This is a genomic window from Vreelandella subterranea (genome assembly GCF_900111305.1).
GTDB classification, from domain to species: domain Bacteria; phylum Pseudomonadota; class Gammaproteobacteria; order Pseudomonadales; family Halomonadaceae; genus Vreelandella; species Vreelandella subterranea.
Genome location: NZ_FOGS01000001.1, coordinates 600,586 through 626,146, shown reverse-complemented (window position 1 = coordinate 626,146; position 25,561 = coordinate 600,586). Strand labels below are relative to the sequence as shown.

The 25,561-nt window shown below is 58.3% G+C and carries 24 protein-coding genes, 1 rRNA gene and 1 other RNA gene; 9 read left to right on the top strand and 17 right to left on the bottom strand.

Annotated elements, in window-relative coordinates; genetic code table 11:
• Positions 1–140 (bottom strand): 16S ribosomal RNA (locus BMX75_RS02850); the annotation flags it as partial.
• A gap of 498 nt (positions 141–638) precedes the next feature.
• Between BMX75_RS02850 and BMX75_RS02845 the strand changes: the two genes are divergently transcribed.
• On the top strand, positions 639–1,715 hold the full coding sequence (locus BMX75_RS02845; RefSeq protein WP_092825064.1) for an aspartate carbamoyltransferase: 1,077 nt from the start codon (positions 639–641) through the stop codon (positions 1,713–1,715).
• A 12-nt stretch (positions 1,716–1,727) separates the two neighbouring features.
• Here BMX75_RS02845 and ruvX read toward each other — a convergent pair whose 3' ends face one another.
• From ruvX to BMX75_RS02810, 7 genes are all read right to left on the bottom strand, one after another.
• The gene (ruvX, locus tag BMX75_RS02840; protein ID WP_092825062.1) at positions 1,728–2,183 is read right to left on the bottom strand and encodes a Holliday junction resolvase RuvX; all 456 of its coding nucleotides are present in this window, start codon (positions 2,181–2,183) and stop codon (positions 1,728–1,730) included.
• Positions 2,184–2,195: 12 nt separating this feature from the next.
• Positions 2,196–2,753 (bottom strand): YqgE/AlgH family protein, encoded by a 558-nt coding sequence (locus BMX75_RS02835; RefSeq protein WP_066315501.1) that lies wholly within the window; start codon positions 2,751–2,753, stop codon positions 2,196–2,198.
• 79 nt (positions 2,754–2,832) lie between these two features.
• Positions 2,833–3,792 (bottom strand): glutathione synthase, encoded by a 960-nt coding sequence (gene gshB / locus BMX75_RS02830; protein WP_092825060.1) that lies wholly within the window; start codon positions 3,790–3,792, stop codon positions 2,833–2,835.
• A gap of 76 nt (positions 3,793–3,868) precedes the next feature.
• Positions 3,869–4,561, bottom strand: coding sequence for a CvfB family protein (locus tag BMX75_RS02825; protein ID WP_092825058.1), 693 nt, complete (start codon positions 4,559–4,561; stop codon positions 3,869–3,871).
• A 79-nt stretch (positions 4,562–4,640) separates the two neighbouring features.
• Positions 4,641–5,360, bottom strand: a complete 720-nt coding sequence (locus tag BMX75_RS02820) for a 16S rRNA (uracil(1498)-N(3))-methyltransferase (RefSeq protein WP_422822045.1) — start codon at positions 5,358–5,360, stop codon at positions 4,641–4,643.
• 39 nt (positions 5,361–5,399) lie between these two features.
• Positions 5,400–5,909, bottom strand: coding sequence for a protein-export chaperone SecB (secB, locus tag BMX75_RS02815; RefSeq protein WP_066315512.1), 510 nt, complete (start codon positions 5,907–5,909; stop codon positions 5,400–5,402).
• Positions 5,910–5,981: 72 nt separating this feature from the next.
• The gene (locus BMX75_RS02810; RefSeq protein WP_092825054.1) at positions 5,982–6,404 is read right to left on the bottom strand and encodes a rhodanese-like domain-containing protein; all 423 of its coding nucleotides are present in this window, start codon (positions 6,402–6,404) and stop codon (positions 5,982–5,984) included.
• Between the two features lie 203 nt (positions 6,405–6,607).
• Between BMX75_RS02810 and gpmI the strand changes: the two genes are divergently transcribed.
• The 3 genes from gpmI (at position 6,608) to BMX75_RS02795 (ending at position 10,728) form a co-directional block, all read left to right on the top strand.
• A complete protein-coding gene (gene gpmI, locus BMX75_RS02805) occupies positions 6,608–8,185 on the top strand; it encodes a 2,3-bisphosphoglycerate-independent phosphoglycerate mutase (protein ID WP_092825052.1) in 1,578 nt (525 codons plus the stop codon).
• Between the two features lie 8 nt (positions 8,186–8,193).
• Entirely contained in the window at positions 8,194–9,330 is a 1,137-nt protein-coding gene (locus BMX75_RS02800) for a murein hydrolase activator EnvC family protein (RefSeq protein WP_092825050.1), read from the top strand.
• A 78-nt stretch (positions 9,331–9,408) separates the two neighbouring features.
• A complete protein-coding gene (locus BMX75_RS02795) occupies positions 9,409–10,728 on the top strand; it encodes a S41 family peptidase (RefSeq protein WP_092825048.1) in 1,320 nt (439 codons plus the stop codon).
• Here BMX75_RS02795 and BMX75_RS02790 read toward each other — a convergent pair.
• The 4 genes from BMX75_RS02790 to BMX75_RS02775 all read right to left on the bottom strand — a co-directional run bounded on the left by BMX75_RS02790 (position 10,725) and on the right by BMX75_RS02775 (position 15,247).
• Complete coding sequence (locus BMX75_RS02790; RefSeq protein ID WP_092825046.1) at positions 10,725–11,975, bottom strand: UbiH/UbiF/VisC/COQ6 family ubiquinone biosynthesis hydroxylase; 1,251 nt, start codon at positions 11,973–11,975, stop codon at positions 10,725–10,727. The genes BMX75_RS02795 and BMX75_RS02790 overlap by 4 nt on opposite strands.
• Before the next feature lie 44 nt (positions 11,976–12,019).
• The gene (gene ubiH, locus BMX75_RS02785; RefSeq protein ID WP_092825044.1) at positions 12,020–13,237 is read right to left on the bottom strand and encodes a 2-octaprenyl-6-methoxyphenyl hydroxylase; all 1,218 of its coding nucleotides are present in this window, start codon (positions 13,235–13,237) and stop codon (positions 12,020–12,022) included.
• Positions 13,238–13,309: 72 nt separating this feature from the next.
• On the bottom strand, positions 13,310–14,650 hold the full coding sequence (gene pepP, locus BMX75_RS02780) for a Xaa-Pro aminopeptidase (protein WP_092825042.1): 1,341 nt from the start codon (positions 14,648–14,650) through the stop codon (positions 13,310–13,312).
• 18 nt (positions 14,651–14,668) lie between these two features.
• Positions 14,669–15,247 carry a UPF0149 family protein gene (locus BMX75_RS02775; protein ID WP_066315825.1) on the bottom strand — a complete coding sequence of 193 codons (579 nt, stop codon included), beginning with the start codon at positions 15,245–15,247 and terminating at the stop codon, positions 14,669–14,671.
• Positions 15,248–15,393: 146 nt separating this feature from the next.
• Here BMX75_RS02775 and BMX75_RS02770 point away from each other — a divergent pair, with 146 nt between their 5' ends.
• The 3 genes from BMX75_RS02770 to BMX75_RS02760 all read left to right on the top strand — a co-directional run bounded on the left by BMX75_RS02770 (position 15,394) and on the right by BMX75_RS02760 (position 16,549).
• Positions 15,394–15,693, top strand: a complete 300-nt coding sequence (locus tag BMX75_RS02770; RefSeq protein ID WP_074398031.1) for a cell division protein ZapA — start codon at positions 15,394–15,396, stop codon at positions 15,691–15,693.
• 53 nt (positions 15,694–15,746) lie between these two features.
• A non-coding RNA gene (gene ssrS / locus BMX75_RS02765) (6S RNA) lies at positions 15,747–15,929 on the top strand.
• A gap of 5 nt (positions 15,930–15,934) precedes the next feature.
• On the top strand, positions 15,935–16,549 hold the full coding sequence (locus tag BMX75_RS02760) for a 5-formyltetrahydrofolate cyclo-ligase (protein ID WP_092825098.1): 615 nt from the start codon (positions 15,935–15,937) through the stop codon (positions 16,547–16,549).
• Between the two features lie 434 nt (positions 16,550–16,983).
• Here the strand turns inward: BMX75_RS02760 and ilvA are convergent, their stop codons facing one another.
• The gene (gene ilvA, locus BMX75_RS02755) at positions 16,984–18,498 is read right to left on the bottom strand and encodes a threonine ammonia-lyase, biosynthetic (protein ID WP_066315541.1); all 1,515 of its coding nucleotides are present in this window, start codon (positions 18,496–18,498) and stop codon (positions 16,984–16,986) included.
• A gap of 162 nt (positions 18,499–18,660) precedes the next feature.
• Between ilvA and rpiA the strand changes: the two genes are divergently transcribed.
• Positions 18,661–19,335 (top strand): ribose-5-phosphate isomerase RpiA, encoded by a 675-nt coding sequence (rpiA, locus tag BMX75_RS02750; RefSeq protein WP_092825040.1) that lies wholly within the window; start codon positions 18,661–18,663, stop codon positions 19,333–19,335.
• On the opposite strand, the gene waaA is transcribed toward rpiA, so the two are convergent.
• The 3 genes from waaA to BMX75_RS02735 are packed head-to-tail and all read right to left on the bottom strand — an operon-like array spanning position 19,327 to position 23,148.
• Entirely contained in the window at positions 19,327–20,631 is a 1,305-nt protein-coding gene (waaA, locus tag BMX75_RS02745) for a lipid IV(A) 3-deoxy-D-manno-octulosonic acid transferase (RefSeq protein WP_092825038.1), read from the bottom strand. The two genes, rpiA and waaA, sit on opposite strands and share 9 nt — an antisense overlap.
• Complete coding sequence (hldE, locus tag BMX75_RS02740) at positions 20,631–22,061, bottom strand: bifunctional D-glycero-beta-D-manno-heptose-7-phosphate kinase/D-glycero-beta-D-manno-heptose 1-phosphate adenylyltransferase HldE (protein ID WP_092825036.1); 1,431 nt, start codon at positions 22,059–22,061, stop codon at positions 20,631–20,633. The genes waaA and hldE overlap by 1 nt, the downstream gene beginning before the upstream one ends.
• Positions 22,051–23,148, bottom strand: a complete 1,098-nt coding sequence (locus BMX75_RS02735) for a glycosyltransferase family 9 protein (RefSeq protein ID WP_092825034.1) — start codon at positions 23,146–23,148, stop codon at positions 22,051–22,053. Before BMX75_RS02735 ends, hldE begins: the two co-directional genes overlap by 11 nt.
• Here BMX75_RS02735 and BMX75_RS02730 point away from each other — a divergent pair.
• Positions 23,147–23,860 carry a 3-deoxy-D-manno-octulosonic acid kinase gene (locus BMX75_RS02730; protein WP_092825032.1) on the top strand — a complete coding sequence of 238 codons (714 nt, stop codon included), beginning with the start codon at positions 23,147–23,149 and terminating at the stop codon, positions 23,858–23,860. The genes BMX75_RS02735 and BMX75_RS02730 overlap by 2 nt on opposite strands.
• Here BMX75_RS02730 and BMX75_RS02725 read toward each other — a convergent pair whose 3' ends face one another.
• Positions 23,861–25,267, bottom strand: a complete 1,407-nt coding sequence (locus tag BMX75_RS02725) for a mannose-1-phosphate guanylyltransferase/mannose-6-phosphate isomerase (RefSeq protein WP_092825030.1) — start codon at positions 25,265–25,267, stop codon at positions 23,861–23,863. It lies immediately after the preceding gene.
• Positions 25,268–25,561: the final 294 nt, after the last annotated feature.

Genomic DNA, 25,561 nt, shown 5'->3' with positions numbered 1-25,561 from the left:
CTACCGGGTAGATTCCTATGCGTTACTCACCCGTCCGCCGCTCGTCAGCATCCAGCAAGCTGGACCTGTTACCGCTCGACTTGCATGTGTTAGGCCTGCCGCCAGCGTTCAATCTGAGCCATGATCAAACTCTTCAGTTTACAATCATTGCGGTTCTTACCTGCCACCCGAAAGCGACAGAAGCGAACCAAACTTGGCTCAAGGTTTTCAAACGTTCTCTCAAGATCCGAAGACCTTGGACGAGTCGCTTGCCTTGATATTTGGTGATTTATCACCCTCATCGGCAAGCGCCCACATGAATTACCTGATCACATTATTAAAGAGCAGTCGCTTGCGGGCCATAAAACATGACGTGGCCGCTGCTAAGCGAGGAAGGCGTATTTTACGCACTTCTAAAGACTTGTCAATCACTGTTTAGCGGAAGCGAAGGAAATGCTTGTCTTACTCATCCTTCTAACCACTTGCCTAACCTACTGACAAATCAAGGTTTTTCAACCTCATCTACCGCTGGCAACGCCGTGCGTCCCCGGCAGCGGATGCGTACTTTACGGTTTTGCTGGCGGGTTGGCAAGAGGTTATGCGAAAAAGTTTTATGGCTAGACACTATCCGCCGTGAAAGCACTTCGGCGACAGGCCAATTGGCGGTTACACTAGCGGCATTTACTTTATTGCCGAGGTCCGTGATGAGCCAGCGTCAGCATCTGTTAACTGTCGATTCATTAAATCGCGAACGCGTTGACCATTTACTGCGTGTCGCCACACGCATGGAGCCGATTGCCCAGCGTCGCCAGGTTACCCGTGTGTTAGAGGGGGCGGTTCTCGGCAACCTGTTTTTTGAGGCCAGTACGCGTACCCGCGTGAGCTTCAATGCCGCCTTTTGCCGGTTGGGCGGCAGCGTGTGCGACACCACCGGTTTCACCTTTTCATCGATGGCCAAGGGGGAGTCTTTATACGATACCAGCCGCGTAATGAGCGGTTACTGCGACGCCATTGTCATGCGCCACCCGGACCAGGGGTCTGTGGCAGAATTTGCTGCGGCAACAAATGTCCCTGTCATCAATGGCGGCGATGGCCCCGGTGAACACCCTAGCCAAGCGCTACTGGATATCTACACCATCGATAAAGAGTTTCAACGCTTGGGCAAGTCACTGGGCGGTGCTCACATTCTGCTCACCGGCGATTTAAAGTACGGCCGCACCGTGCACTCATTGATCAAGCTCTTGTCACTCTACGGACCGCTGCGCATTACCCTGGTATCACCGCCGGGCCTTGAAATGCCTTCACAACTGGTAGACCTCGTCACCTCTCGTGGCCATCATGTTGAACAGCGCAACTCGTTGGCCAGCGATTTCTCGGATTTGGATGTGGTGTACGCTACCCGGATTCAGAAGGAGCGCTTTACCGACGAGATGAACGAGAGTTTTCAGGGGCTTTCGAATGATTTTATGGTTAACCGCGACTTCCTGGATCAGCGCTGCAGCGAACACACCATCGTCATGCACCCGCTGCCCCGGGATAGCCGCCCGGGGGCAAATGACCTTAACGTGGATCTAAACGGCGACCCTCGGCTGGCCATCTTCCGCCAAACCGATAACGGCATTCCCATGCGCATGGCCATCTTCGCAACGCTGCTTGAGGTTGACGAACTGGTTGAAAAGGAAATGCGCCCCGTACGTTGGTTTGTCCCCGCCCAGACGGGAACGCTCGACCGTTAACCACCGCTACCCTTAGTGGGATATGCGCCCACCGGGAAGCCCTTCCTGGTGGGCAAACCAGCCTTCCAGAATCAACACCGCGGCGATACCGTCGACACTTTCTTCACGGTAGTTGCCTCGGTGTCCCGCTGCGCGGGCGATCTGTTTCGCTTCCTGGGTAGAGCCACGCTCGTCGACCATTTCGCAGGGTTTACCGAAGCGGCCGTGAAGTCGGTTACCGAACTTGCGCGCGCGAAGACTCATGGCCGACTCGGTGCCATCCATATTGAGCGGCAAGCCCACCACAAACAGGTCGGGTTGCCACTCCTCGACCAGGCGCGTGACGAGGTCCCAGTCGGGAATGCCGTCGCGGGCGGTGAGCGGCGCAAGCTCACGCGCACTGTTCAGCATCTCATTGCCGACAGCCACGCCGATGCGCCGGGTACCAAAATCAAACGCCAGAACGAGGCGCCGACCGCTTTCAGTCATTATGCTCAACCATCAGGCGTGACCTGCATCACGGGTCATCAGGTTAAGATCCACCCCGAGAATGCCTGCCGCCGCGGCGAGGCGTTCGGCGGGTGGCGTATCAAACAGTACCGATGCCTGACCTTCCACCGTCAGCCAGGCGTTTTCTTTTAACTCTTCTTCAAGCTGGCCCACTTCCCAGCCGGCACACCCCAGGCAGACCAGAAACTGTTCAGGGCCTTCACCGTTCGCCAATGCCTGTAAGATATCCATCGACGTCGTGAGTGAAATGTTGTCCTCGACCTGAAGGCTGGAATCCCATGCCTGACTATCACCGGTATGGAGAATAAAACCACGGTCTTTATGCATCGGCCCACCGTAATACACCGGCGAGTTGCGGTAGGGGCTTTGGTCGCCCCCTAGCTCCAATTGCTCGAAGAGCGCGTCGAGGGTGATCTCCAAGGGGCGGTTGGCAATCACACCCATGCAACCATTGTGATCATGATCGCACAGGTAGATAAGGCTTCCCGCAAAATTGGGATCGTCCTGGTGCGGCATCGCCATCAAAAAATGGTGCTTTAAACTTTGCATGCGTCTCCTGCGGCCCGCTGACAACATCAGCCAGCCTAAAAATCAGTAAATAGATCGCGACAGGGCGATAAAGAGCCGCTTACGCGGCAAGGCGGCGTTCTATGGCGTCCAACAGCAACCCTGCGATATCCGTACCACGCTGATCGTCGATTTCGCGCACGCAGGTGGGGCTTGTCACGTTAATTTCGGTAATATAATCGCCGATTACATCCAGGCCGACGAACATCAATCCTTTTTCGCGGATCATGGGCTGTACTTGCTCAACAAGCCATTGGTCTCGCCGGGTCAGCTCACGACTCACGCCACGCCCACCGGCGGCCAGGTTGCCGCGCGTTTCCCCCGCTGAGGGAATGCGTGCCAGACCATAAGGTACCGGCTCACCATCGACCAGCAAAATCCGCGTGTCGCCTTCCTTGATGGCGGGCAGATAGCGCTGTGCCATGATCTGGCGTTGGCCACGCAGGGTAAGCTGCTCGATCACGGCGCCGATATTGCGCCCCTCGGGACCAATGTGAAAGATACCGGTACCGCCCATGCCATCCAGCGGCTTGAAGATCACATCGCCATGCTCGGCGTGAAAGGCACGCAGCACATCGGCCCGGCTGGCCACCAGGGTCGGCGCGCAGCACTGCGGAAACTGCTGGGCAAACAGCTTTTCATTACACTGCAACAGGGCATCCGTTGGGTTGACAATCAACACGCCCTCTCGTTCAGCAAAGCCGAGCAGGTGAACCGCGTTGGTAAAATCCGCATCCACCGGAGGATCTTTACGCATTAATACCGCGTCAAGCTCATCGAGCGGCCGGGCAGACGGTTCCCCCAGTTCATACCAATGCGCGGGGTCTCGATAAACCGTCAGCGGTCGCATGCGCGCGTATGCCTGCCCTGCATTCAAGAAAAGATCTTCCTGCTCCATGTAATGCAACGTATAGCCGCGGTCCTGGGCCGCCCATAGCATCGCCATGGTGGTGTCTTTCTTGTAAGCAATGTCGCTGATGGGATCCATCACGACACCAAGGTGCAATGTTGACTGACTCATCGGGGCACGATCCATCTATGAACATATAAGTGAGCAGTATGCCGCACTGCTTCTCAGGCTCCAACCGCGAGCCGTGTTACTCGCTTAGCGCACCGGGCACCAGGCGTATGGCGTTAGGCTCAAGCGTAATCAGCTGTTGCTTGTAAAGTCGCCCAATCGCCTGCTTGTAAGCACTCTTGCTCACCCCCAACCGCGCCTTGATATCATGAGCGTTACTTTTATCCCCCAGAGCCAGGTAGCCGCCGCTCTCGCGCAACGCCTTGAGCACTTGGTCGCCTACTACATCCAAGCGGGCAGCGCCTGGCGGCAGCAGCGAAATATCCACGCGCCCGTCTTCACGGCGCTGCTTGACATACCCCTTTAACGACTGGCCACGCCTCAAAGGCTGGCTGATATCGTCCTGATAGATCAGCCCCCAATAACGGTGATTGACGACGACTTTCATACCCAGGTCGGTGCGGTCAGCTACTACAACATCTACTTGGTCACCGCTATCCAGTGCCCAGGCGTCGTCGGTTAAAAAACGATCCAGGCGCATGGTGGCCACGGGCCGCCCCTGGTCGTCGCTATACAGCATGACCAGCACGCGTTTGCCTGGATCAGGGCGAAAACGCTGCTCGCTATAGGGCAGCAGCACATCCTTGGCGGGGCCCCAGCGCAAAAAAGCACCGGTATTGTTCACGGCAGTAACGGTTAAGTACGCCACTTCGCCCAGTTGAGCGGACGCATCGCTGGCGGGTCGGGGAGAAGAGTGAGGCTCACGAACCATGGGTGCCGTCCTTACAATAAATAGGCTTTCATTATGGGGGCTTGGTAACGTCAGGCAAAATGAAAGAGATAAGGAGGGCTTACAAATCGCCGAAGTGATGCTGCAGAAGGGTTAACGCCACGAGCGGCGCTGTTTCGGTGCGCAAGACGCGAGGCCCAAGCGTGAGCGGCGCAAACCCGGCCGCCAAAGCCGATGCTACATCCGCTTCACCGAGCCCACCCTCAGGGCCAATCAGCAGCGCCGCTGACGCCGGCCGCTCCTTTCTGTCGAAAGCATGGCCAGTTGCAAGATGCAGCATTAAACGCAGCGGTTCCTGGCGCGCCTCAAGCCATACCTTGAGAGTGATGGGCGGGTTGACCGGCGGCACGAACGCCCGCCCGCTCTGCTCACAGGCGCTGGCCGCCACCGCCTGCCAATGAGCCAGCTTTTTTGCTTCCCGGTCGCCTTTAAGGCGCACGTCCCCGCGCTCGGTATACAGCGGAGTGATGGCCGACACACCAAGCTCGACGGCCTTCTGAATGGCATAATCCATCCGGTCGCCCTTGGAAATCGCCTGGCCCAGGTGTACGGCCAGCGGCGATTCGCCATCACCCGGCCAAACAGCCTCAATACTCACCGTTGCCTGCTTGCGGCCTATATCGACAAGCCGCACACCCGCCTCCTGGCCATTGCCATCGAACAGCACCAGGGGCGAGCCTTCACCCAACCGCAGCACCCGTGTCACATGCCGCGCAGGGCCTTCCGGCAGCACCACCTCATCGCCTGGCCGAAACACTCCGGGGACATAAAGGCGCGGCATTTTCCCATGCCGGGCGTACCAGTCGGCAGCCAACATCGCTTAGTGCGTGTTCGCTTCAGTCTGGTCGGCTTGCTGTTTCTCGCGTTGCTTACGCTGTGCATACATCGCTTCGAAATTCACCGGCGCCAGCATAAGCGGCGGGAAGCCACCACGGTTGACCAGGTTATCCACGCATTCACGGGCATAGGGGAACAGCAGGTTCGGGCAGAAGGCACCCAGGGTTTGATCCAGCTGGGCACCTTCGATGCCGGCAATACGGAACAGGCCTGCCTGCTCAACTTCCGCCAAAAAGGAAGTCGTGCCGGTTTCTTTATCATTAACCTGTGCCGTCACTTTAACGACCACTTCGTATTGGTCATCGGCAATCTTTGTGCTGCTGGTATTCAGGTCGAGATTAACCTTGGGCTTGAACGCGTCCTGGAACACCGACGGTGAATTGGGCGCTTCAAACGAAATATCTTTTACATAAATGCGTTGCAGCGAAAATTTGAGCTGCGGTTTGTCGTCGGCTTGCGCGCCAGCCTGTGGGGTATTGTTATCTTCCGCCATGGGAGAACTCCTCGTTGTTGATGCAATAGTCAGTGCAATCGTTCATGCAATAAGTAGCGTGCGTACCTACGCTTACTTTTTAACCACTGGAAGGCCGTCAGCCTGCCACTGCGCCATGCCGCCTTTTAATTTAAAGGCGCGCTCAAAGCCTGCTTTGGCAAGCTTCGCCTGGGCTGCACCTGAGCCTTGTCCGTGTTTACACACCACAATGACCGGCTTGTCTTTCACTTTATTCAGCTCGTTCATGCGGCTATCAAGGCTACTCTGGGGAATGTTGCGCGCACCCGCAATATGCCCCGTTTTGAAGTCTTTACTTTCCCGGATATCCACGACAACGGCGTCTTCACGGTTAATGAGCTGGGTTGCCTCGGTGGCCGTTAGCGCATTGGTTGACGCGCTGCGTGCTTCATACACAATCCACGCAATCAGCGACAGCACAAACGCCCCCACCAATAGGGGATGATTCATTACGAATTCGAACAGCTGATCGATCATCGCGACACAGTCTCTTGGTCAATACGAAAAAAAGCGGCATTGCCACCGTTAAAACGCGACAAGTATACACGTCTGACGCCAGCGCGCGCAGGCCTGAGTCATGACGCTTAGCCACTGGCTGCGTTATGATGCCCCAAGCATGCGTTCGCCGCGACCCCGATTGGCTTTTCGTCGTCCGGTTTGCCACTCATCAGGAGAATTTTATGGACACTGCAAGCACTCCCCGCCCCGTCGCGTTAATTATTTTAGATGGCTACGGTCACAACCCCGACAGTGCGCACAATGCGGTGGCCGCCGCCAACACCCCGGTGATGGATAAACTTTTGGCCGACCGGCCGCATGCCTTTGTTCACACAGACGGGCGCCACGTGGGGCTACCTGACGGGCAAATGGGCAACTCCGAAGTGGGCCATATGAACCTGGGCGCCGGTCGCATTGTTTACCAGGACTTTACCCGTATCACCAAGGCGATTGAAGACGGCGACCTGGACACCATTGACGTGCTGACCCGGCCCATCGACGAGGCAGTTGCCAATGGACGTCCCGTTCACCTGCTGGGGCTGCTCTCGCCCGGCGGCGTTCACAGTCACGAGGACCACTTTATTGCCATGGCCGAGCTGGCAGCGCGTCGCGGTGCCCAGCGTATCTATGTGCACGCCTTCCTGGACGGCCGGGACATGCCGCCGCAAAGCGCTCTAGGCTCCATAGAACGTGCCAACGCCCGCCTGGCTGAGCTGGTAGGGGCTGACAATGGCTTTGTTGCCTCGCTCATCGGTCGCTTTTACGCCATGGATCGTGACAACCGCTGGGAGCGTGTTGAGCAAGCCTACCGCCTGCTCACTGACAGCCACGCCGACTACTATGCCACCAGCGCCGAAATGGCCTTGCGTGATGCCTACGAGCGCGGCGAAACCGACGAATTTGTGGCGGCCAGCAGCATTCCGCTGGGTGGCGGTTCCAACGACAGGGCGATCACGCTACAGGATGGCGACGCGGCGATTTTTCTTAACTTCCGCTCGGACCGAGCTCGCGAACTGACCCGCGCCTTTGTCGAGCCTGACTTCAACGGCTTCGAGCGACATGTATGCCCCAAACTCGCCGGTGATGGGCTGGTCATGATGACCCAATATGCCGCCGATATACCCGCGCCAGCCGCCTTCCCACCCTCGGATTTAAACGACACCCTGGGGGAAGTGGTGGCCAAACGCGGCTTGAAACAGCTGCGCATTGCCGAAACTGAAAAATACCCCCACGTCACTTTCTTCTTTTCGGGCGGCAATGAAGCCGAATATGAAGGCGAAGAGCGCATTCTCGTCGCCTCACCGCGCGACGTGAAAACCTACGACGAAAAGCCCGAAATGAGCGCCGTCGAGATTACCGACAAGTTGGTTGAGGCCATTGATAGCGGCCGCTTTGACCTGATGGTATGCAACTACGCCAACGGCGACATGGTGGGCCACACCGGTGACTTTGACGCGGCGGTAAAAGCCATCGAAACCGTCGATACCTGTACGGGACGCGTGGTGGAGGCCATTGAACGCGCAGGCGGGGCCTGCCTGATTACCGCCGACCACGGCAACGCCGAGCAGATGGTCCACCCCGAGACCGGCGCACCGCAAACCGCTCACACGACGTTTATGGTGCCGCTGGTTTACGTTGGGGAACGCACAGGGACGTTGGAGGATGGTCGGCTGTGTGACCTTGCCCCGACGCTTTTGCGCATGATGAATCAAGAGGTGCCTCAAGCGATGACCGGCCACCCATTGATCACCTTCGGTTAATCCGCTTGATGCGACGACTTGTCAGTATAGCGGCTGGCGTAGCGCTGCTATACGCCACGCATGGCGCTGCCCAGCCCAGCGAAACCCAGGCGCGCCAGCAGCTGGATAACCTTGGCCAGGCGATTGAGGCGCTCTCCGAGCGCTTGAGCGAAACCGATGAAGCCCGCGAAGGGGCCAAACGCGAGCTGCGCGAGGTCGAAACCGCGCTTGCCGAGACCCACCAGCGGCTTGATCAGTTGCAAAGCGAGCGCCGCCAGCTCAACGAGGAAACCGATCAGCTTCGCCAGCATCGCGACCGCCTCGAAGCTGACCGCGAAGCTCAGTCAGCCGCCCTCGGCCAACAGCTGGCAGCACTTTATCGGCTGGGACCGACCCCCCAGCTCAAACTGCTGTTAAACCAGGGCGACCCAGCCGAACTTGACCGCATGCAGGCTTACTTGAATCGACTGAGCGAGGCGCGTCAGCAGCGCATGGCCGAGATAGCCCGGCTGGATAGTGCGCTTGCCGACACCCAACAAGCCCTTGCCGAGCGCCAGGACCGACTGGCCTCTCTGTCAGAAGAGCTGGAAACCGAAAGTACACGGCTCGCCGAACGCACCCAGGAACGTCGTGGCGTTGTGAACAACCTTGATGACCGCTATGGCAGTGAAGCCGCGCGTCTGGCCGAGCTGAATGAAGACCGCGAGCAGGCAGAACAGCGACTGCGCGAGATTCAGGCCGAGCTTGCCCGCCTTGACGAGCCTACGCCGACAACCCATATTGCCCGTACCCAAGGGGATCTGCCCTGGCCGGTGCAGGGCGATATCACGGCGGCGTTTCAGCGCCGCGATGGGGTCCATTACAACGGCATTGTCATTCAGGCCTCGGCAGGCACCTCGGTTAGCGCGGTGCACCCCGGACGTGTGGTGTTTGCCGACTGGATGCGTGGGTTTGGCAATTTATTGATTATCGACCATGGTGATCAAATCATGACACTGTACGCCCACCTGCAGCAGTTCACCGCACGACCTGGCCAACGGATCGAGCGCGGCGACGAGATTGGCCGGGTTGGCGATAGCGGCGGTCAGCCACGCAGCGCGCTTTACTTTGAAGTTCGCAGCCGAGGGGAACCAATTAACCCGCAACGTTGGATTGCACGCCGCTGACGGGATAAGCTGGGTAATTCTTGTTGTCATTGGGGTAGCGGCGCGCGCTGCCCACCTATATCGTTTCGCGGAGTCTGCATGACGCTACCTGTTACCGAGAGATCGGCCCCTGCCAAACGCCTCTTGGCAACCCTGCTCCCTATCGCCTTACTTTCGGTCCCTTTGCCGCTGCCGGCCCAGCCCAGTAATGACAGCAACGGGACGGTTGATAGCGTCAGCAACGACCTGCCGCTTGAAGAAATTCAGACGTTCGCCGAGGTTTTTGAACGCATCAAGCGCGCCTATGTGGAAGACGTCGAAGACCGTACCCTGCTGCGCAACGCCATGCGTGGCATGCTGAGTGAACTGGACCCTCACTCTGCCTATCTGGATAAAGAGGAATATCAAAGCCTGCGCGAATCCACCGAAGGTGAGTTCGGCGGCATCGGCATCGAAGTGGGCATGGAAAACGGTCAGCTCATGGTCATTACCCCGATCGACGACACCCCAGCCTCAGAGGCGGGGCTGATGTCCCGGGATATCATCATCCGTATCGATGGCACCCCCACCGAGGGCATGTCCCTGCAAGAGGCCGTGACCCTGATGCGTGGCGACCCCAATACAACGTTGGACATTTCCGTACTGCGGGCAGGCGAGGAATCCCCCCGTGAGTTCACCCTTACCCGCGAGATTATCCGCAGCGAAAGCGTCAAACACGAGTTGCTGGAAACCGGCTATGGCTATTTACGCATCAGCCAGTTCCAGTCACGCACGCCGGATCAGGCGAGGCAAGCCCTGGAGCGCATGTCACGTGAACAGCCGCTGGAGGGCCTGGTGCTCGATTTACGTAATAACCCGGGCGGGGTTTTACAGGCCGCCGTCGGCGTGGCCGACCTGTTCCTGGATGAGGGACTGATTGTCTACACCGAAGGCCGCGTTCCCGACAATGAGCTATCGTTCTCCGCCTCGACTGATACACCAGCCGATGATGTACCGCTTGTCGTGCTGATCAATGGCGGTAGCGCCTCCGCCGCGGAGATTGTCGCCGGTGCCCTTCAGGACCAGCGCCGGGGCGTGATCATGGGCACCGACAGTTTTGGCAAGGGGTCAGTGCAGCAGATCATGCCGCTGGGCAATGGTGAGGGGCTGAAGCTCACCACGGCGCTTTACTACACGCCGGAAGGCCGTTCCATTCAGGCCCAGGGCATCGAGCCCGACGTTGATGTGGTTCGTGGGCGCCTGGAAGTCGCTGAAGGAAGGCGCGAAATCCGCGAAGCCGATCTGGAAGGCCATTTACGCTCCCAACAGGCCCCGCGTGACCGTGAAGCATTATCGCAGCGCCTGCGCGAAGATTACCAACTGAGTGAGGCTCTTAACCTGCTCAAAGCGCTGAACGTGGTCGACCGCCGGCGCAATTAACGGCACGAAGACGGCAGGCGGCCGCGTTCACCGGTGGCTTGCCGCATCACTTCGCGCTTGAGCGGGGTGAGCCGGTGCAAGCCGCTCATACCGAGGTTACGCACCAGCGTGAGCGCCGGATCATGGCTGCCGAACAGGGTTTTAAAGCCTTTCATTAATGCCAGCATGGCGCGATTGTCACCGCGCCGACGGCGGGCATAGCGAGTCAAGGTACTGAGTTCACCCCACGGCGCGCCCCGCTGCCAGGCCGAGGTGACCTCCTCGGCCAACACGGCGGCATCCATCAACCCAAGGTTGGCCCCCTGTCCTGCCAGGGGGTGAAGGCTGTGGGCCGCATCGCCCACCAGCGCAAAATGCGGCTGCACGTAATGCACTGCATGGCGTTGGACCAACGCAAATCGATGCGCCTGATCGCAGGCGTTCACCGCCCCCATGCGCTCCCCCAGGGCGTTACCCAGGGCCTCGCCCAACGCCTCTCGGGAAAGCTGGCACAGCGCTTGGGCATGAGCAGGCGTGGTCGACCACACAATCGAGCAGTAGTGAGCGTCGCCCTCCACCGTCAGCGGCAAGAATGCCAACGGACTTCCGTCGATAAACGCTTGCCGCGCGGTATCGCCATGGGGATGGTCGCAGTGCACCGTGGTGACCACTGCTTCCTGGCCCATCGCCTCGCTGACCACGTCGATGCCCGCCATATCGCGCAAGGCCGAACGCCCACCGTCCGCCGCGATAACCAACGGCGCATGCAGCGACTGGCCATTCGCCAGGCTCAGCCGACGTCCCGGCGTTGAAGCCTCCAGGGCGTCTACCGGCGTGCCGAAAAATGTGCTGACCCGGCCCTGGTCTTGAAGCTTTGCGTGCAGCGCCGATAGCGTCACATCGTTCTCGACGATATGCCCCAACACGGACACGCCCGCCTCATCGGCGGAAAAGCGTATCTCGCCGCTACCCTCGGCGTCCCATACCTGCATATAGCGATAAGGGGTTACACGGGCATTCACCATTAATGGCCAGGCCCCGATATGGGTTAACAGGCGCTGCGAGACCGGCGTCAGGGCACTCACTCGAAGGGACGGCAGACGGCCCACCTCATACGACGGTGGCTGTGCCTGCGCTTCAACCAGTGCCACCCGCATTCCGGCGTCGGCCAATAGCCAGCTCAACGCGGAGCCCACCATGCCTGCGCCGACGACAATGGCGTCGAAGCCGTTCTCCGCCGCTGCATCTGACTCATTGGATGTCTGCATAACACGTCTCTTATTGGCCTCCTTTCTGTATACCCCTGGGTCCCTCAACGTTCCAGCCCCATCGCCCGGCGGGCCAACCCTTTACGTAATGGCCCGACGATATTGAGCCCCACCAGGCCGGCGGCTCTGGCATGGGGCAAAAAGGGTAAGTTCATGCCAAACAGGCGAATCAGCCCATCGCTGAACCGAATCACGCTGGTTCGGTCCTGCGCGCGTTGACGCTCGAACGCTTGAAGCGTGGCCATGTCACCCAATGGCCGCCTCGCCAACTCGCCTTGCTCAAGCGCCTCGACCAGGTCCATCACCCCACGCAGGGCCAGATTAAAGCCTTGACCGGCCACCGGGTGCAGCGCATGGGCCGCATTGCCCAGCACCGCCAGCCCAGGCCGAACCGGTTCTTCGGCAGTGATCAAGGCCAATGGATAGCTGTGGCGCTGGCCCACCTGAGTAAAGCGCCCAACCCTGTCGCCAAAGGCCGTTTGCAGCTGCGCCAGGAAGTCCCCGTCAGATAGATCCAGACGTGCTTGTTCATGCCCGGTGGTATGCGTCCAGATCAGCTCCATCGCCTGCCCTGGCAAGGGTAACAAAGCGATTGGACCGGCCTGGGTAAACCGCTCATAGGCCACCCCCCGGTGTGGCTGGCTGACGCCCACATGGGCAATCAGCGCCGTTTGCTGATAGGCCTCGCGACGACTGCCAATGCCAAGCTGCTCCTTTAAACCCGAACGCCCGCCGTCCGCCAGCACTGTCAGGGCAGCGTGAAGCCGACTGCCATCAGACAGCGCCAAGTCGTGCCCCTGGGGCGTCGGCGTGATGCTGTCGACCTTGGCGGGGCAGTGCCATTCAAGGGGTAGTGCATTCAGCCGCTGATGCAGCACCCTACCCATCCAGGCATTGGGAATCACGTGCCCCAGCGCATCGACGCCAAGCTCATCGGCATTGAGCCGGGTTGCCCCCAGCCGTCCCCGCTCACTGATGTGAATGCGCTTGATGGGCGTTGCCTCGGATTGCATGGCCTCCCATACGCCCAGCTGACGGAAGCGCTGGGCCGAGCCTTCCGCAATGGCACTGGCACGGGCGTCGAAACTGGGCTGCCAGGCCTCATCGGGCGATTTGGCCGGTAACGGCGCCGCTTCGATAATGGCCACTTTCCAGCCGTAACGCTCGATCAGGGGGGCCAGAGCGCAGCCCAGACTGGCGCCGACTAATCCGCCCCCCACAATCACAATGTCATGGGTTACCGCTTGCCCAGACGCTTGCATTGACTCTCTCCCGCTGGTGACACAGGACCACGCTTAATGCGTAACGTAAATTACATAATAAACTGACACGACTTAATCAGACGCCATGAGTGCTTCAATATCGGCTACTCGTTTAGGGACCTGATCGGTCAGTACCTCATGTCCCTGAGCGGTGACCACCACATTATCCTCAATACGGATGCCGATACCCCGATACGCAGCCGGAATGTCAGCTTCATCGGGAATATAAAGCCCCGGCTCCACGGTCAGCACCATGCCGGGCTCGAGTGGGCGTGGGGTTTCTGCGTCCAGGCGATAGGGGCCTACATCGTGCACATCCAGCCCCAGCCAGTGCGACGTCGAATGCAGATAAAACCGCCGGTAGCGCTGCTCGTCGATACAGGTTTGCAGATCGCCTTCCAACAAACCAAGTTCAATCAACCCAGTGGTCAGGTCAGACACAACGCCCTGATGGATCTCGGCGAGGGCAGTGCCAGGCTTGATAGCCGCAACGGCCCGTTCCTGGGCGTGAAGCACCACCTGGTAAAGCGCTCGCTGGGCATCGTTGAAACGCCCGGATACCGGGAAAGTGCGGGTAATATCCCCAGCGTAAAGGTCAAACTCGGCACCGGCATCGATCAACACCAGTTCGCCGTCTGCAAGCGGCGCACTGTTTTCAATGTAGTGCAACACGCAGGCATTGGCACCGCCCCCGACAATCGTGCTGTAGGCGGGACCGCTGCCACCCTGCCAGACAAATTCATGCTCCAGCTCAGCCTGTAGCTGGTACTCGCTCAACCCTGGGCGGGCCAGGTGCATGGCGCGCACATGCGCACGGGCAGAAATCGCTGCGGCATGCCGCAACAGGGCGATTTCTGCCTCGCTCTTGATCTGGCGCATGGCATGTATCAAAGGGCTAATATCCATCCAACCTTTGAGCGCAGGGCGGCCGCGGCGTTGGCCCGACTTGGCCTGGGACAAAGCCTCTTCCGCAATGTCGAGGGCATCGCCATGATCAAGCGGTAAATAGAGCAGCTCCCGCCCCTCAAGCAAGTCTGGCAGGGTAGACTCGCGCTCAGCGTTTTCGAACGCCTGATCGACCCCATGCGCTGACACGACCCCCTGAGCGCCCAACCGCCGCCCTGTCCAGGCCTCCATGGTAGGGTCGCGGTCCTGGCAGAACACCACGCTTTGCCCCGCTTCGCGCCCGGGTAACAGAACCAGCAAAGCATCCGGCTCGCAAATGCCGGTCAGATAGTAGAAATCGCTGCTTTGCCGAAACGCATACTCACTGTCATGAGAACGCGTTACCAGGGATGCGCCGGGCACGATAGCGGCGGCATTCGATGGTAGCTGGGCCATGAGGGTCTCGCGCCGCTGGTGGTATTCCGCCAACGGGATGACCGGAGGGCGAGGCAGTACATCAGGCAACATAGCGTTTTCCAAAACAGATTAATGAACAGGGGTATCGGTTTGCTCGACCTGCGGCTGACCGGGGTGTTGCTCGGTATACAGCAGCATGGCAGCCATCCGCGCATGCTCGGTCAGCGCAAAGAGGTCATTTTCATTTTCCGGGGAATCATCAATATCCGCGTCGATCTGCCCAAGCCCGGCAAGGTCCTCTACCGCTTCACGCAGGGTTTGCGACCAATGCTTTCGCTGTGCATCGTCGGCCACTTCGTCGACCACTTCCATGAAGCCTAGCGTCCATTCCTTCAGGCCCTGGGCCTGCTCCGCCAGGCTGAACAGCTCATCGGGCAGCAGGGGCGCATAGTTCATGTCACTGGCGCTTAGCGCCTCCAGGGTTTGCCGTCGCCAGCCCAACAGTCGTTCAGCACTTGCCGGGTCGCGTGGCTGATCCACACCCAGGCTCAAGCAGACCTCTTCCAGCCAGGTCTGGGCCTCTATATCGCGCAGCGCAAGCAATGCGCATAACCGACCGTCCAGGAAGGCGGGCGACTGCATGCTCCCGTGCAACAAAAAAACATCGGCGATATCCGAGAAATCCTGGCGTTCGTCTATTAGCGACATCATCTTCACTCGTTAATGGGTTTAAGGTCGCTCAGGCTTGCGCGTTGACCCCGCGCAAGCGGCTCTCTTATAGTGAGCGACATCGTCCTTCCTATGCAGTGATGTTAACGCATTGGGCATCCCTTTGACCCGTGCCGGAGCCTGTCATGAGTAACACTAAACGGCCTACTACCGAAATCAGCCTGTTAGGGCGTGATTACGTGATTGCCTGCGACCCCGGTGAAGAAGCCAAACTGGAACGGGCCGCCCGCTACCTGGACCGTGCCATGCAAGGGATTCAAGCCCAAAGCAGCCTGCTGGGAAGCGAGCGAATCGCGATCATGGCGGCACTCAACATTACCCACGAGCTGCTTGAGGCCATGGACGAACACCGCGCCGGCGAAGCCAGCCTGAACCGTCTTAACGAGCGGCTTGAGCACGCCTTGTCACAAACCCGCAAGCCGTAAAGACCGTTAAACACATGCCTTTGGCATTGGCCCCCGCTCTGTTAGGATAACGATGTTCTCTGGGGTGTGCGCCAGTCGTTACAGTCCCTCGAGCCTATGCGTAATACCTAGGGGGCCAAATGCTAGCCAGGCCCGTGTGCATGTCCGTGCGACGGAAAGCCTGACGGCTTGGCTGCGGCCACCCACCTGAACCAGTAGGTTCAGGGCCAGAACGACAGCGGCACTCTGGGGAACACTAATGATGCACAGCCTCCACAGCGCTGAAGACAAACGCGCGTTGCGCCGTGAACTACGCAGGCGGCGTCAATCGCTCTCGCCACGTGAACAACGCGACGCGGCTCACCGCCTTTGCCACCAGCTTAAGCGCCTTCCCGAAATTCGCCGCACAAGACGTATCAGTCTTTACCTGCCCGTCATGGGTGAAATCGACCCGACCCTGCTAATCCCATGGCTGCGTAAACGAGGGGTAGCGGTTTATTTACCCGTATTGCGCCCTTTAAGTCACAACTCGCTCTGGTTTGTCGCCTACCATGCCAACACGCCGATGGTTAAAAACCGCTTTGGCATCGCCGAGCCGGATACCCGTTTTGCGGCCAAACATCAGCGTCGTTTACCCGCATGGGCGTTGGATACAGTCATCTTGCCACTGGTCGGATTTGACGCCCAGGCCAACCGCATGGGCATGGGCGGCGGTTTTTACGATCGCAGCCTTGCCTTTATGCGCCGTCCTGGCCCCAAACCGACTCTGCTGGGCGTTGCCCACGCTTGCCAGCAGGTAAATGCCCTGCCCGTCGAGCCCTGGGACATACCATTAAACGCCGTGGTGAGCGACCAGCATATCGTTCGCCCAGGGTAGACTGCCTGACAAACAAAATGGGCTGGCCCGTAAGGCCAGCCCATTGAGCCGGTGACGCTTTGATACCCGGCGCGACGGCTTAACTTCCCGCAAGCGCCTGCGCGTAGCCGGTGGCCAATACCCCGAGCGCAAACACAATCATCAGTGTGAGTACCATATCGGGTTTCTTACGCCGCATAGTGCTTCTCCAGCCCCTTTTATGTTGTCAACTTTAAGGCGTCACCCTGGTTACCTGTCGTTGATGAGCAGCCTAATACTGCCCGGATGACGCCCTTCATTAATATCGCCTGTGACTATAGGGCCAATAGGCTACCGTTGACAACGGCTTGAACGGCAATATGGCATTAAAAAATAAACGCACACCGTTTCTTAACAAACTGATTCATGCTGGCCTGCACTGTGAGTAACCGCTCACCAATTTGGCAAAGCCAAAATCAAGCCATGAACAACCGGTAGGCGGGGTTATCGCTTTCCCGCCAATAGCGGTAGCCAATCGCATCCAGATGCTCGGCAACGTGTGCGCGATCACCATTAGGTACCTGCATGCCCACCAGGACACGGCCATAAGCAGCACCATGGTTCCGATAATGAAACAGCGAGATATTCCAGTCATGGGGCAGCTGGGTCAGGAAGTTCATCAATGCCCCTGGCCGCTCGGGAAACTCAAAGCGATACAGCTCTTCTTCAAAGTGTTCGCTGGGGCGACCGCCGCTCAAATGGCGAATATGCAACTTCGCAAGCTCGTTGTCGGTCAAGTCCTCGACCTGATAGCCCGCCTCCTGGAGTTTGTCGATGACCGACTGGCGATCCTCACCGCCGGGTTTGACCTGGACACCGACAAAAATATGCGCTTCGCTGCTATCTGCATAGCGGTAGCTGAACTCGGTGACCATGCGCTTGCCAAGGGTGCGGCAGAACTTTTTAAAGCTGCCTGGCTTTTCGGCAATCGTCACCGCCAGAATCGCCTCCCGCTGCTCGCCAAGCTCGGTCCGCTCGGCAATATGCTGAAGACGGTCAAAGTTGGTGTTGGCGCCGGAATTGATGCACAGCAGGGTTTCGCCTTCCGCGCCGGTTTGCTGGACATATTTTTTCAGCCCGGCCAGCGATAGTGCACCCGAGGTTTCCGCGACGGCGCGGGTATCTTCAAAGATATCCTTGACGGCGGCACACATTTCATCGGCGGTGACGGTAATCACATCATCGATGAGGTCTTTCACCAGCGAGAAGGGCACTTCGCCAACCTGCGCCACGGCAACACCTTCCGCAAAGACACCTACCTGATCCAGCACCACCCGCTCACCGGCCTCCAATGCTGCTTTCAGGCAGGCGCTGTCTTCGGATTCAACGCCAATCACCTTGATGTCCGGGCGCAGGTATTTAACGTAGGCCGCAATCCCGGCTATCAGGCCACCGCCACCCACCGGTACGAAGATAGCGTCAAGACGCCCCGCCTGCTGGCGCAGGATTTCCACCGCGATAGTGCCCTGGCCGGCGATGATGTCAATGTCATCAAAGGGCGGAATATAGGTGTAGCCGTGCTCCTTGATAAGCTCCTGGGCATGCTCGGCGGCGGCAGCAAAGGCGTCTCCCTTGAGGACGACCTTGGCCCCCCGGGCGCGAACCGCCTGCACTTTAATCTCGGGGGTAATCCTCGGCATCACGATCACCGCTTTGACGCCCATCAATTTGGCGGCCATGGCAAGCCCCTGGGCATGGTTACCCGCCGAGGCGGCAATCACGCCTTTGGCTTTCTGCTCTTCGCTGAGTTGGGCCATTTTGTTGTAGGCCCCACGAATCTTGAACGAGAAAACCGGCTGCAGGTCTTCGCGCTTGATTAGAATCTGGTTATTGAAACGACGCGACAAAAAGGGAGCAGGCGAAATGGGCGTTTCACAGGCGGCTTCGTAAACGTGGGCCTGGAGAATCTTTTTGACGGTAGCTTCAAGCATACGGAAAATTCCAAGAAAGAACGTAACCCTGACGGGTGCGGGGAAAGCCTCTATTGGTAGCAGATTACGCCGTTCGCCGTCCAGCAGCGTTTTGGTCGGCAGGCCGCTCTTTCGCCGTTATAATGAATGGCAAGTTCACCCTTACCAGCGAAAAGGCACACCATGACCCAAGATGAACTCAAGGCCGCCGTCGCCGATAAAGCGATCAGCGAAATTGAACCCTGGCTGGAAAAAGACACCGTGCTGGGCATTGGCACCGGCTCGACAGCCAACCTGTTTATCGATCGCTTAAAGCCGCTACGCGATCAGTTCAAAGGGGCCGTGGCAAGTTCTGAGGCCAGCGCCAAGCGCTTGGAGGCATTGGGCATCGAGGTGTTCGAGCTGAATAGCGTTGGAACCCTGCCTTTTTATATCGACGGCGCTGACGAAGTAAATGCTCACTTACAAATGATCAAAGGCGGCGGCGCGGCGCTTACCCGGGAAAAAATCGTTGCCGCCTGCGCCGAGCGTTTCATCTGCATCGCCGACCAATCCAAGTACGTCAGCCAGTTGGGCAATTTCCCGTTACCGATTGAAGTAATCCCCATGGCTCGCTCCTATGTTGCCCGTCAGCTCGTCGGCCTGGGTGCCGAGCCTGTCTATCGGCAAGGCGTGGTTACCGACAACGGCAACCAGATTATCGACTGCTATGAGTTCATGATCGACGATCCGGTCGCCATGGAAGCGACGCTTAACGCCATCGTGGGTGTCGTCACCAACGGCCTTTTTGCCGCCCGGGGAGCCGATATCCTGCTACTGGGCAACCCGGAGGGCGTTGAGCGGATAGCGCTACGCTAGTGACGGAGGCACGAGCTTACCAAGCCCGTCCAGCGTCCGCTTGAGGGCGCCCTGCTGGGCATTGATTACCGCCCGGCCAGCCTGCCCTTTTTGCTGCGCATCGCCGGGGTGGTCAAGATAATCAATCAGCGCCTCGGCGAGGGCGTCGGGGCTATCCACCAGGGCGAGGGCTCCGGCGGCTAACAGCGGCTCGGCCACATCACTAAAATTTTCGATCGAGGGCCCGCTAAGCACGGGTCTGCCCAGGGCAGCGGGTTCCAGCACGTTTTGGCCGCCCAGCGGCACCAAACTGCCCCCCACGTAAGCCACACTGCTCGCTGCATAGAGTACCGCCAGCTCCCCCAGCGTATCCGCCAGGTAGACCTGCGTCTGTTCAGTCACGGCTTGTTGCTCGCTGCGACGACTGAATGACCAGCCCTCGTCGCGACACAGGCAGGCAACCTCATCAAACCGCTGGGGATGGCGCGGCGCCAGTACCAAAAGCGCGTTTGGATGGCGTCTACGCAACTGAGCATGCGCCTGGAGTAATAGCGCTTCTTCCCCATCACGGGTGGAACCCGCTACCCATACCGGGCGCATCCCCCACTGACGATGTAAGTACTCACCCTCTCTGAGGGCCTTACCTTGTGAGGGAATTTCAAATTTTAGCGACCCCACCACGCTGGTTACCTCAGCAGGGCATCCCAGCGCCTTAAAGCGCTCGGCATCTTCGGATGACTTGGCCGCCAGCCAGCTCATGTTAGCCAGGGCATTGGCCATCAAGGGTTGCCAACGCCGATAACGCTGATAGGCGCGGGGGGATAAACGGCCGTTGACCACCGCGACGGGGACTCCCTGTCGACGGCAGGCATTTAACAGGTTGGGCCACAGTTCGGTTTCAAACAGTAGCGCCATCGCGGGTTTTACCCGACCGATAAAACGCCTGGCCGCACCTGGGTAGTCGAGCGGCAGAAAGCGGTGGACAAGCCGTCTCTGGTCGCTTGCAGATTGTTCATGGATGAGGGCCTGGGCCTGCTCAGCGCCCGTTGCAGTCATGGTAGTGAGTAGCAGACTGTGTCGGGGATAGCGGGTCAGCAAGCCTTCTATCAGCGGGCGAGCGGCGCGCACCTCACCTACCGAGGCACAGTGCAGCCAAAGGCGTGGCGCGGGCGGCAGCGGGCCAAGGCGCATGCCTAAGCGCTGCATGCGGGAGTAAGTGGGTACTTGCTCCCGCCAGATGCGCCACGTGATCAACGGTGATAGGGCATACAGCGCCGCGGAGTAAGCAAGCCGAGACCAGGAAGTGGGTGCCGCCATTAGCGCTCGCGATCCAGAATCGAGCTGATCATCGCCGTGGTGGAGACACCATCTTCAAAGCCCAGTACTTTCACCTCACCGCCGTTGGCAATCACCGCTTTACCGCCGACAATATCCTCTGGCCGATAATCGCCTCCTTTGACGAGAATATCCGGCAGTACGGCTTCGATGAGTGCTTGTGGGGTGTCATCGCTGAAGGGAACAACCCAATCCACCGCCCCTAACCCGGCCAGCACCTGCATACGGCGATGGAGTGGATTGATCGGCCGCGTCGGGCCTTTCAGGCGACCGATGGAGGCATCATCGTTGACTGCCACAACCAACCGATCTCCCAACCGTTTTGCCTGTTCAAGATAGGCCACATGACCCGCATGCAAAATATCGAAACAACCATTGGTCATGACCACACGCTCACCCCGCACTTGGGCAGCACGCACGGCCTCAACCAGTTGGGTTGGTTCAATCACGCCGAATTCCGCAAGCTTATCGCCGTGCAGGGCGGTATAAAGCTCGCCGATCGACAACGTGGCCGTACCCGGCTTGGCCACTACCAACCCTGCCCCCAGATTGGCCAGCATCATGGCCTCGGGCAACTCATGATTGGCCGCTATTGCCAGCCCCATCAGGCCAATGACGGTATCGCCAGCGCCCGTCACATCAAAGACTTCCTGGGCACGAGTAGGCAAATGCAGCGGTTCATGCCCTTCCCGAATCAGCGTCATGCCTTTTTCGCTACGCGTGATCAATAGCGCTTCAAGCTCAAGTTCAACGCGCAGCGCCTCGCCACGCTGAGCGAGCTCCGCATCCGTCCTGCATGGGCCGACGATGGCTTCAAACTCGGTCAGATTCGGCGTTATCAGGCTGGCGCCACGGTATTTGCTGAAATCACTGCCTTTGGGATCAATCAGCACCCTTTTACCCTGGGCTCGCGCCGAGGCAATCAGCTGTTCCACCTGGTTCAACGTGCCCTTGCCGTAGTCGGACAGAATCATCACGTCGCAATCGGGCAGTGCCTGCTCCACTTGAGCCAACAAGTCTGTGGTATCGACACCTTCCAGACGCTCCTCGAAGTCCAGACGCAGCAACTGTTGGTTGCGACTCATGACTCGAAGCTTGGTAATCGTGGGTATCTCTGCACTACGCTGAAAGTGAGTGCTTACATTGGCAGCAACTAATTGACGCGAAAGCAGCTCCGCATTTTCATCTTCGCCCACCAGTCCTGCCAGGCCGACCTGTGCCCCTAATGCCGCGATATTCAACGCAACGTTCGCTGCCCCGCCGGGACGATCATCCGCATCCTCGACGCGCACCACCGGTACAGGCGCTTCCGGCGATATGCGCGAGGTGCCACCGTGCCAATAGCGGTCAAGCATTACATCGCCCACTACAAGAACGCGGGCATGCTCCAAGGCGTTTAAATCAACTTTCATCCGTGGTTCCTGTTGTTGGGTGCGCCGCCGTATGTGTCAGCAGTGTCTCTAACTTGGCGATCACGTCATCGGTTTTGATGAGCCCCATGGCGTCGGCGTGGCGAACGCGCTGCCCCCAGCTTACCTCTTCCACCAATTTTTGCTGGTAAGTGTAAAGCGCCTCCGGGTAGGCGTTAACGGCAAAATCACGCCATAGATAGGGTGCCGCACGCTGAGGATTGGTCGTCGCGTAAAGCCCGAGTGTCGGGGTCCCCATGGCGTTGGACATATGCGCAGGACCGGTATCCGGCGAAACCACCGCGCGCGCGCCATCAACCAACGCTAAAAGGCCTTTTAACGACGTCTGGCCAATGGCATTGATCACGCTGCCTGGCTGGCAGAGCGCTTCAATTTGCTCTCCAATCTCCCGCTCAAGGGAGCTGCCTCCTCCGGTCAGCACGCTTTTCAGGCCGTGTTGTACCCACGCATATTCAATGACGCTGGCGTACCCTTCCACCGACCAGTTACGAAAATTGCGAAGCCGCACGTTACTGCATGGATTAACCACCAGATAAGGCGCTTCACCGCTGATCAAGCGCGCTTCATCATAAGCGGCAGAGGGTACCGGCAAATTCCACTCCAGCGGTCCTTCTTCGACACCCATCAAACGCGCGAAATCCATGAAGGATTCCAGCACATGAGGGTTGGTCCTGGGCGCAATATGGAGCTGGGTAAACCGGTGCTGGGCATCTTTGGCCCGCGCCTTGTCATAGCCCACACGCACATTGGCCTTCAGCCCCAGCGATAAAATACTCGCCCGAATGGCTTGCTGCATGTGCAAGAGCACGTCAAAACGCGTATCCGCAAGCTCGCGCCATAGGGCGCGCATTCCCTTGAGCCCCGTCGATTTGTCGTACACAACAAACTCGACCCCGGACAGGCCGGCCAGTAAACTGTATTCCCCTTTGCCGATGATCCAGGTAATGCGCGCTTGTGGCCACTGGCGCTGCAACGCTCGCACGGTGGGCACAAGGTTGCAGACGTCTCCTAACGCCGAGAGACGCAGAATCGCAATATGATTAGGTTGAGCAGGCAGAGAGGGCTTCATGCGCTTAGCGGCACTCCGGCAAGGAAATAGTCTGATTTTACATGATGCAGACAGTTTATGTGACGCTGCCATGTCACACCAACCCGATCCCGCTCTGTTCAGCGCTGAATACTGGCGATCCCGCGATTTAGTGGTCGGTGAAGCCCCTGGCCGGGGCAGCAGCCTTTTTTTACAGGCTACCCCTGAAGAGCAATGGGTTTTGCGCCCTTACCGGCGAGGCGGTCTAGTCGCCAAGCTAAGCCAGAAACGCTACTTCTGGGTAGGTGCTGAGCGCACCCGCGGCTTTCGCGAAATGCGCCTCACGGCCAACCTGTTCGAACAGGGCTTACCTGTTCCACGCCCTATCGCCACCTGCGTGGTTCGTCATGGACTCAGCTACGAAGCCGCCTTGATCACTCAGCGCATTACCGGTGCCCAAGCGTTAGCCGAGTTGATCGTCAGCCATCTGGCGGATGAAACGCTCTTGCAACGCGTAGGCGCCATGATTCGACGCTTTCACCGAGCAAAGCTTGACCATGTCGATCTGAACGCCCGCAATATTCTGGTCGATGCCAGCGGCGCGCCATGGCTGATTGATCTGGACCGCTGTCGGTTGCGCCAACCAGGGAAGTGGCAGAACGCCAACCTTGAAAGACTTGAGAGGTCCATTCACAAGTTTGATTCCACCCTATCGACCTCCCCTATTCTGCAAGGATATCGCGCTACTGGTTGATCAAACGCGGCCGTATTGATCCTCGAAGCGGACAATATCGTCTTCACCCAAGTAGCTGCCGGACTGTACTTCAATCAATTCGAGAGGCAGCGTGCCAGGGTTTTTCAGTGCGTGAATCCGGCCAATGGGGATGTAGGTCGACTCGTTTTCACACACAAGGTAGGTCGCCTCTCCGTTGGTCACTTCTGCTGTGCCGGACACTACTATCCAGTGCTCTGCCCGGTGATGATGCATCTGTACCGAGAGCTTGGCACCCGGATTTACCGTTATGCGTTTAACCTGGTAACGCTGGCCCCTATCCACCGATTCGTACCGCCCCCAGGGACGATAGACAACGCGATGATTGTTGAACTCATCACGCCCTTCAGCCTTGAGTCGCTCGACGATTTTTTTAACGTCTTGCGTCTTGTGCCTGTCAGCGACCAATACAGCATCCTTGGTTTCGATAATGACGAGGTCTTCCAGGCCGATTGCAGCCACCAGGCGACTCTCGGAACGCAGCATGGTATTGCGGGTATCTGTCTGGATAACGTCACCGTGATAGCTGTTACCCGCCTCACACTTATCGCTTAGCTCCCATATTGACGACCAGGCACCCAGGTCACTCCAGCGCGCCGACAAAGGCACAACGGCGGCATGCTGCGTTTTCTCCATCACGGCATAATCGACCGAGATATCCTCGCATTGGGCGAAAGCATCCTTCCCGATACGCGTGAAATCCAGGTCATACTCCATCTTTACCATCGCCTGATGGCAGGCATGCCGCATATCAGGGTGGAAGCGCTCAAGTTCCTGCAGGTATCGGCTTGCTCGAAACAGGAACATGCCGCTATTCCATAGATAGTCACCACTTTCCAAGTAAATCGTCGCCGTGGCAGCATCCGGCTTTTCGACAAAACGCCGGACACCAAAGCCGGGCCCCAGTGAAGGCCCCTGTTGGATATAGCCATAGCCAGTTTCTGGGCAAGTCGGCACAACGCCGAAGGTAACCAGATAACCGAGATCTGCAAGCGACTGCGCTTTCTTGATACTGTCATGGAACTGCGCGATATCCTGAACCTGATGGTCAGCCGCCAACACAAGCAGTAAAGGGTCATCATCGTCTTGCGTCGCGGCAATGGCTGCCAATGCAATCGCAGGTGCCGTATTGCGTCCAAACGGTTCCAGCAGTATATGTCGGTTATCCGACGCGATCTGGCGTAGCTGTTCTGCCACCAGAAACCGGTGTTCCTCATTGCATATGACAATGGGCGCTTGCGTATCAAGCCCGTCAAGACGCCCTAGCGTCTGTTGTAGCATGGTGAGCCCGCCATCCAGTGACAGGAATTGTTTGGGATGCAATTGCCGTGATAATGGCCATAGCCTCGACCCAACACCACCCGCCAGGACAACAGGCAATAATGACATATCAGAATGTTCCTAGGGTTATGAGAGCGTTACAATGTTGATTGCCGGGTCTTGAAAAGGTTCGGGATATCAAGGGTCTTTCTTTTCATGTCAGGCTCAGCCCTGTAGCGGGAACATACCCGACACCATTAAATGATCATTTGGCTGCGATACCTTTTGAATCAGGAATATACCAATGAAAGACACGATCAAAGTGCCGCTGTTGTTCGGTGAGGTGCTCGACAAGATATCAATATTGTAAATTAGAGTCTGTTGACGTTTAACACATGGGCACGATAAAACATCAGAAGACCC

Coding starts and splice junctions, on each gene's coding strand:
- secB (WP_066315512.1), bottom strand. CDS start 5,909: ATGGCGGAAGATAACAATACCCCACAGGCTGGCGCGCAAGCCGACGAC.
- BMX75_RS02820 (WP_422822045.1), bottom strand. CDS start 5,360: ATGCCGCGCCTTTATGTCCCCGGAGTGTTTCGGCCAGGCGATGAGGTG.
- hldE (WP_092825036.1), bottom strand. CDS start 22,061: ATGAAAGTTGATTTAAACGCCTTGGAGCATGCCCGCGTTCTTGTAGTG.
- gshB (WP_092825060.1), bottom strand. CDS start 3,792: ATGAGTCAGTCAACATTGCACCTTGGTGTCGTGATGGATCCCATCAGC.
- rpiA (WP_092825040.1), top strand. CDS start 18,661: ATGACCCAAGATGAACTCAAGGCCGCCGTCGCCGATAAAGCGATCAGC.
- gpmI (WP_092825052.1), top strand. CDS start 6,608: ATGGACACTGCAAGCACTCCCCGCCCCGTCGCGTTAATTATTTTAGAT.
- ubiH (WP_092825044.1), bottom strand. CDS start 13,237: ATGCAAGCGTCTGGGCAAGCGGTAACCCATGACATTGTGATTGTGGGG.
- BMX75_RS02810 (WP_092825054.1), bottom strand. CDS start 6,404: ATGATCGATCAGCTGTTCGAATTCGTAATGAATCATCCCCTATTGGTG.
- BMX75_RS02800 (WP_092825050.1), top strand. CDS start 8,194: ATGCGACGACTTGTCAGTATAGCGGCTGGCGTAGCGCTGCTATACGCC.
- BMX75_RS02775 (WP_066315825.1), bottom strand. CDS start 15,247: ATGTCGCTAATAGACGAACGCCAGGATTTCTCGGATATCGCCGATGTT.
- waaA (WP_092825038.1), bottom strand. CDS start 20,631: ATGGCGGCACCCACTTCCTGGTCTCGGCTTGCTTACTCCGCGGCGCTG.
- ruvX (WP_092825062.1), bottom strand. CDS start 2,183: ATGACTGAAAGCGGTCGGCGCCTCGTTCTGGCGTTTGATTTTGGTACC.
- BMX75_RS02835 (WP_066315501.1), bottom strand. CDS start 2,753: ATGCAAAGTTTAAAGCACCATTTTTTGATGGCGATGCCGCACCAGGAC.
- BMX75_RS02725 (WP_092825030.1), bottom strand. CDS start 25,267: ATGTCATTATTGCCTGTTGTCCTGGCGGGTGGTGTTGGGTCGAGGCTA.
- BMX75_RS02825 (WP_092825058.1), bottom strand. CDS start 4,561: ATGGTTCGTGAGCCTCACTCTTCTCCCCGACCCGCCAGCGATGCGTCC.
- ilvA (WP_066315541.1), bottom strand. CDS start 18,498: ATGCTTGAAGCTACCGTCAAAAAGATTCTCCAGGCCCACGTTTACGAA.
- BMX75_RS02730 (WP_092825032.1), top strand. CDS start 23,147: ATGCGCTTAGCGGCACTCCGGCAAGGAAATAGTCTGATTTTACATGAT.
- BMX75_RS02735 (WP_092825034.1), bottom strand. CDS start 23,148: ATGAAGCCCTCTCTGCCTGCTCAACCTAATCATATTGCGATTCTGCGT.
- BMX75_RS02770 (WP_074398031.1), top strand. CDS start 15,394: ATGAGTAACACTAAACGGCCTACTACCGAAATCAGCCTGTTAGGGCGT.
- BMX75_RS02790 (WP_092825046.1), bottom strand. CDS start 11,975: ATGCAGACATCCAATGAGTCAGATGCAGCGGCGGAGAACGGCTTCGAC.
- BMX75_RS02760 (WP_092825098.1), top strand. CDS start 15,935: ATGCACAGCCTCCACAGCGCTGAAGACAAACGCGCGTTGCGCCGTGAA.
- BMX75_RS02795 (WP_092825048.1), top strand. CDS start 9,409: ATGACGCTACCTGTTACCGAGAGATCGGCCCCTGCCAAACGCCTCTTG.
- pepP (WP_092825042.1), bottom strand. CDS start 14,650: ATGTTGCCTGATGTACTGCCTCGCCCTCCGGTCATCCCGTTGGCGGAA.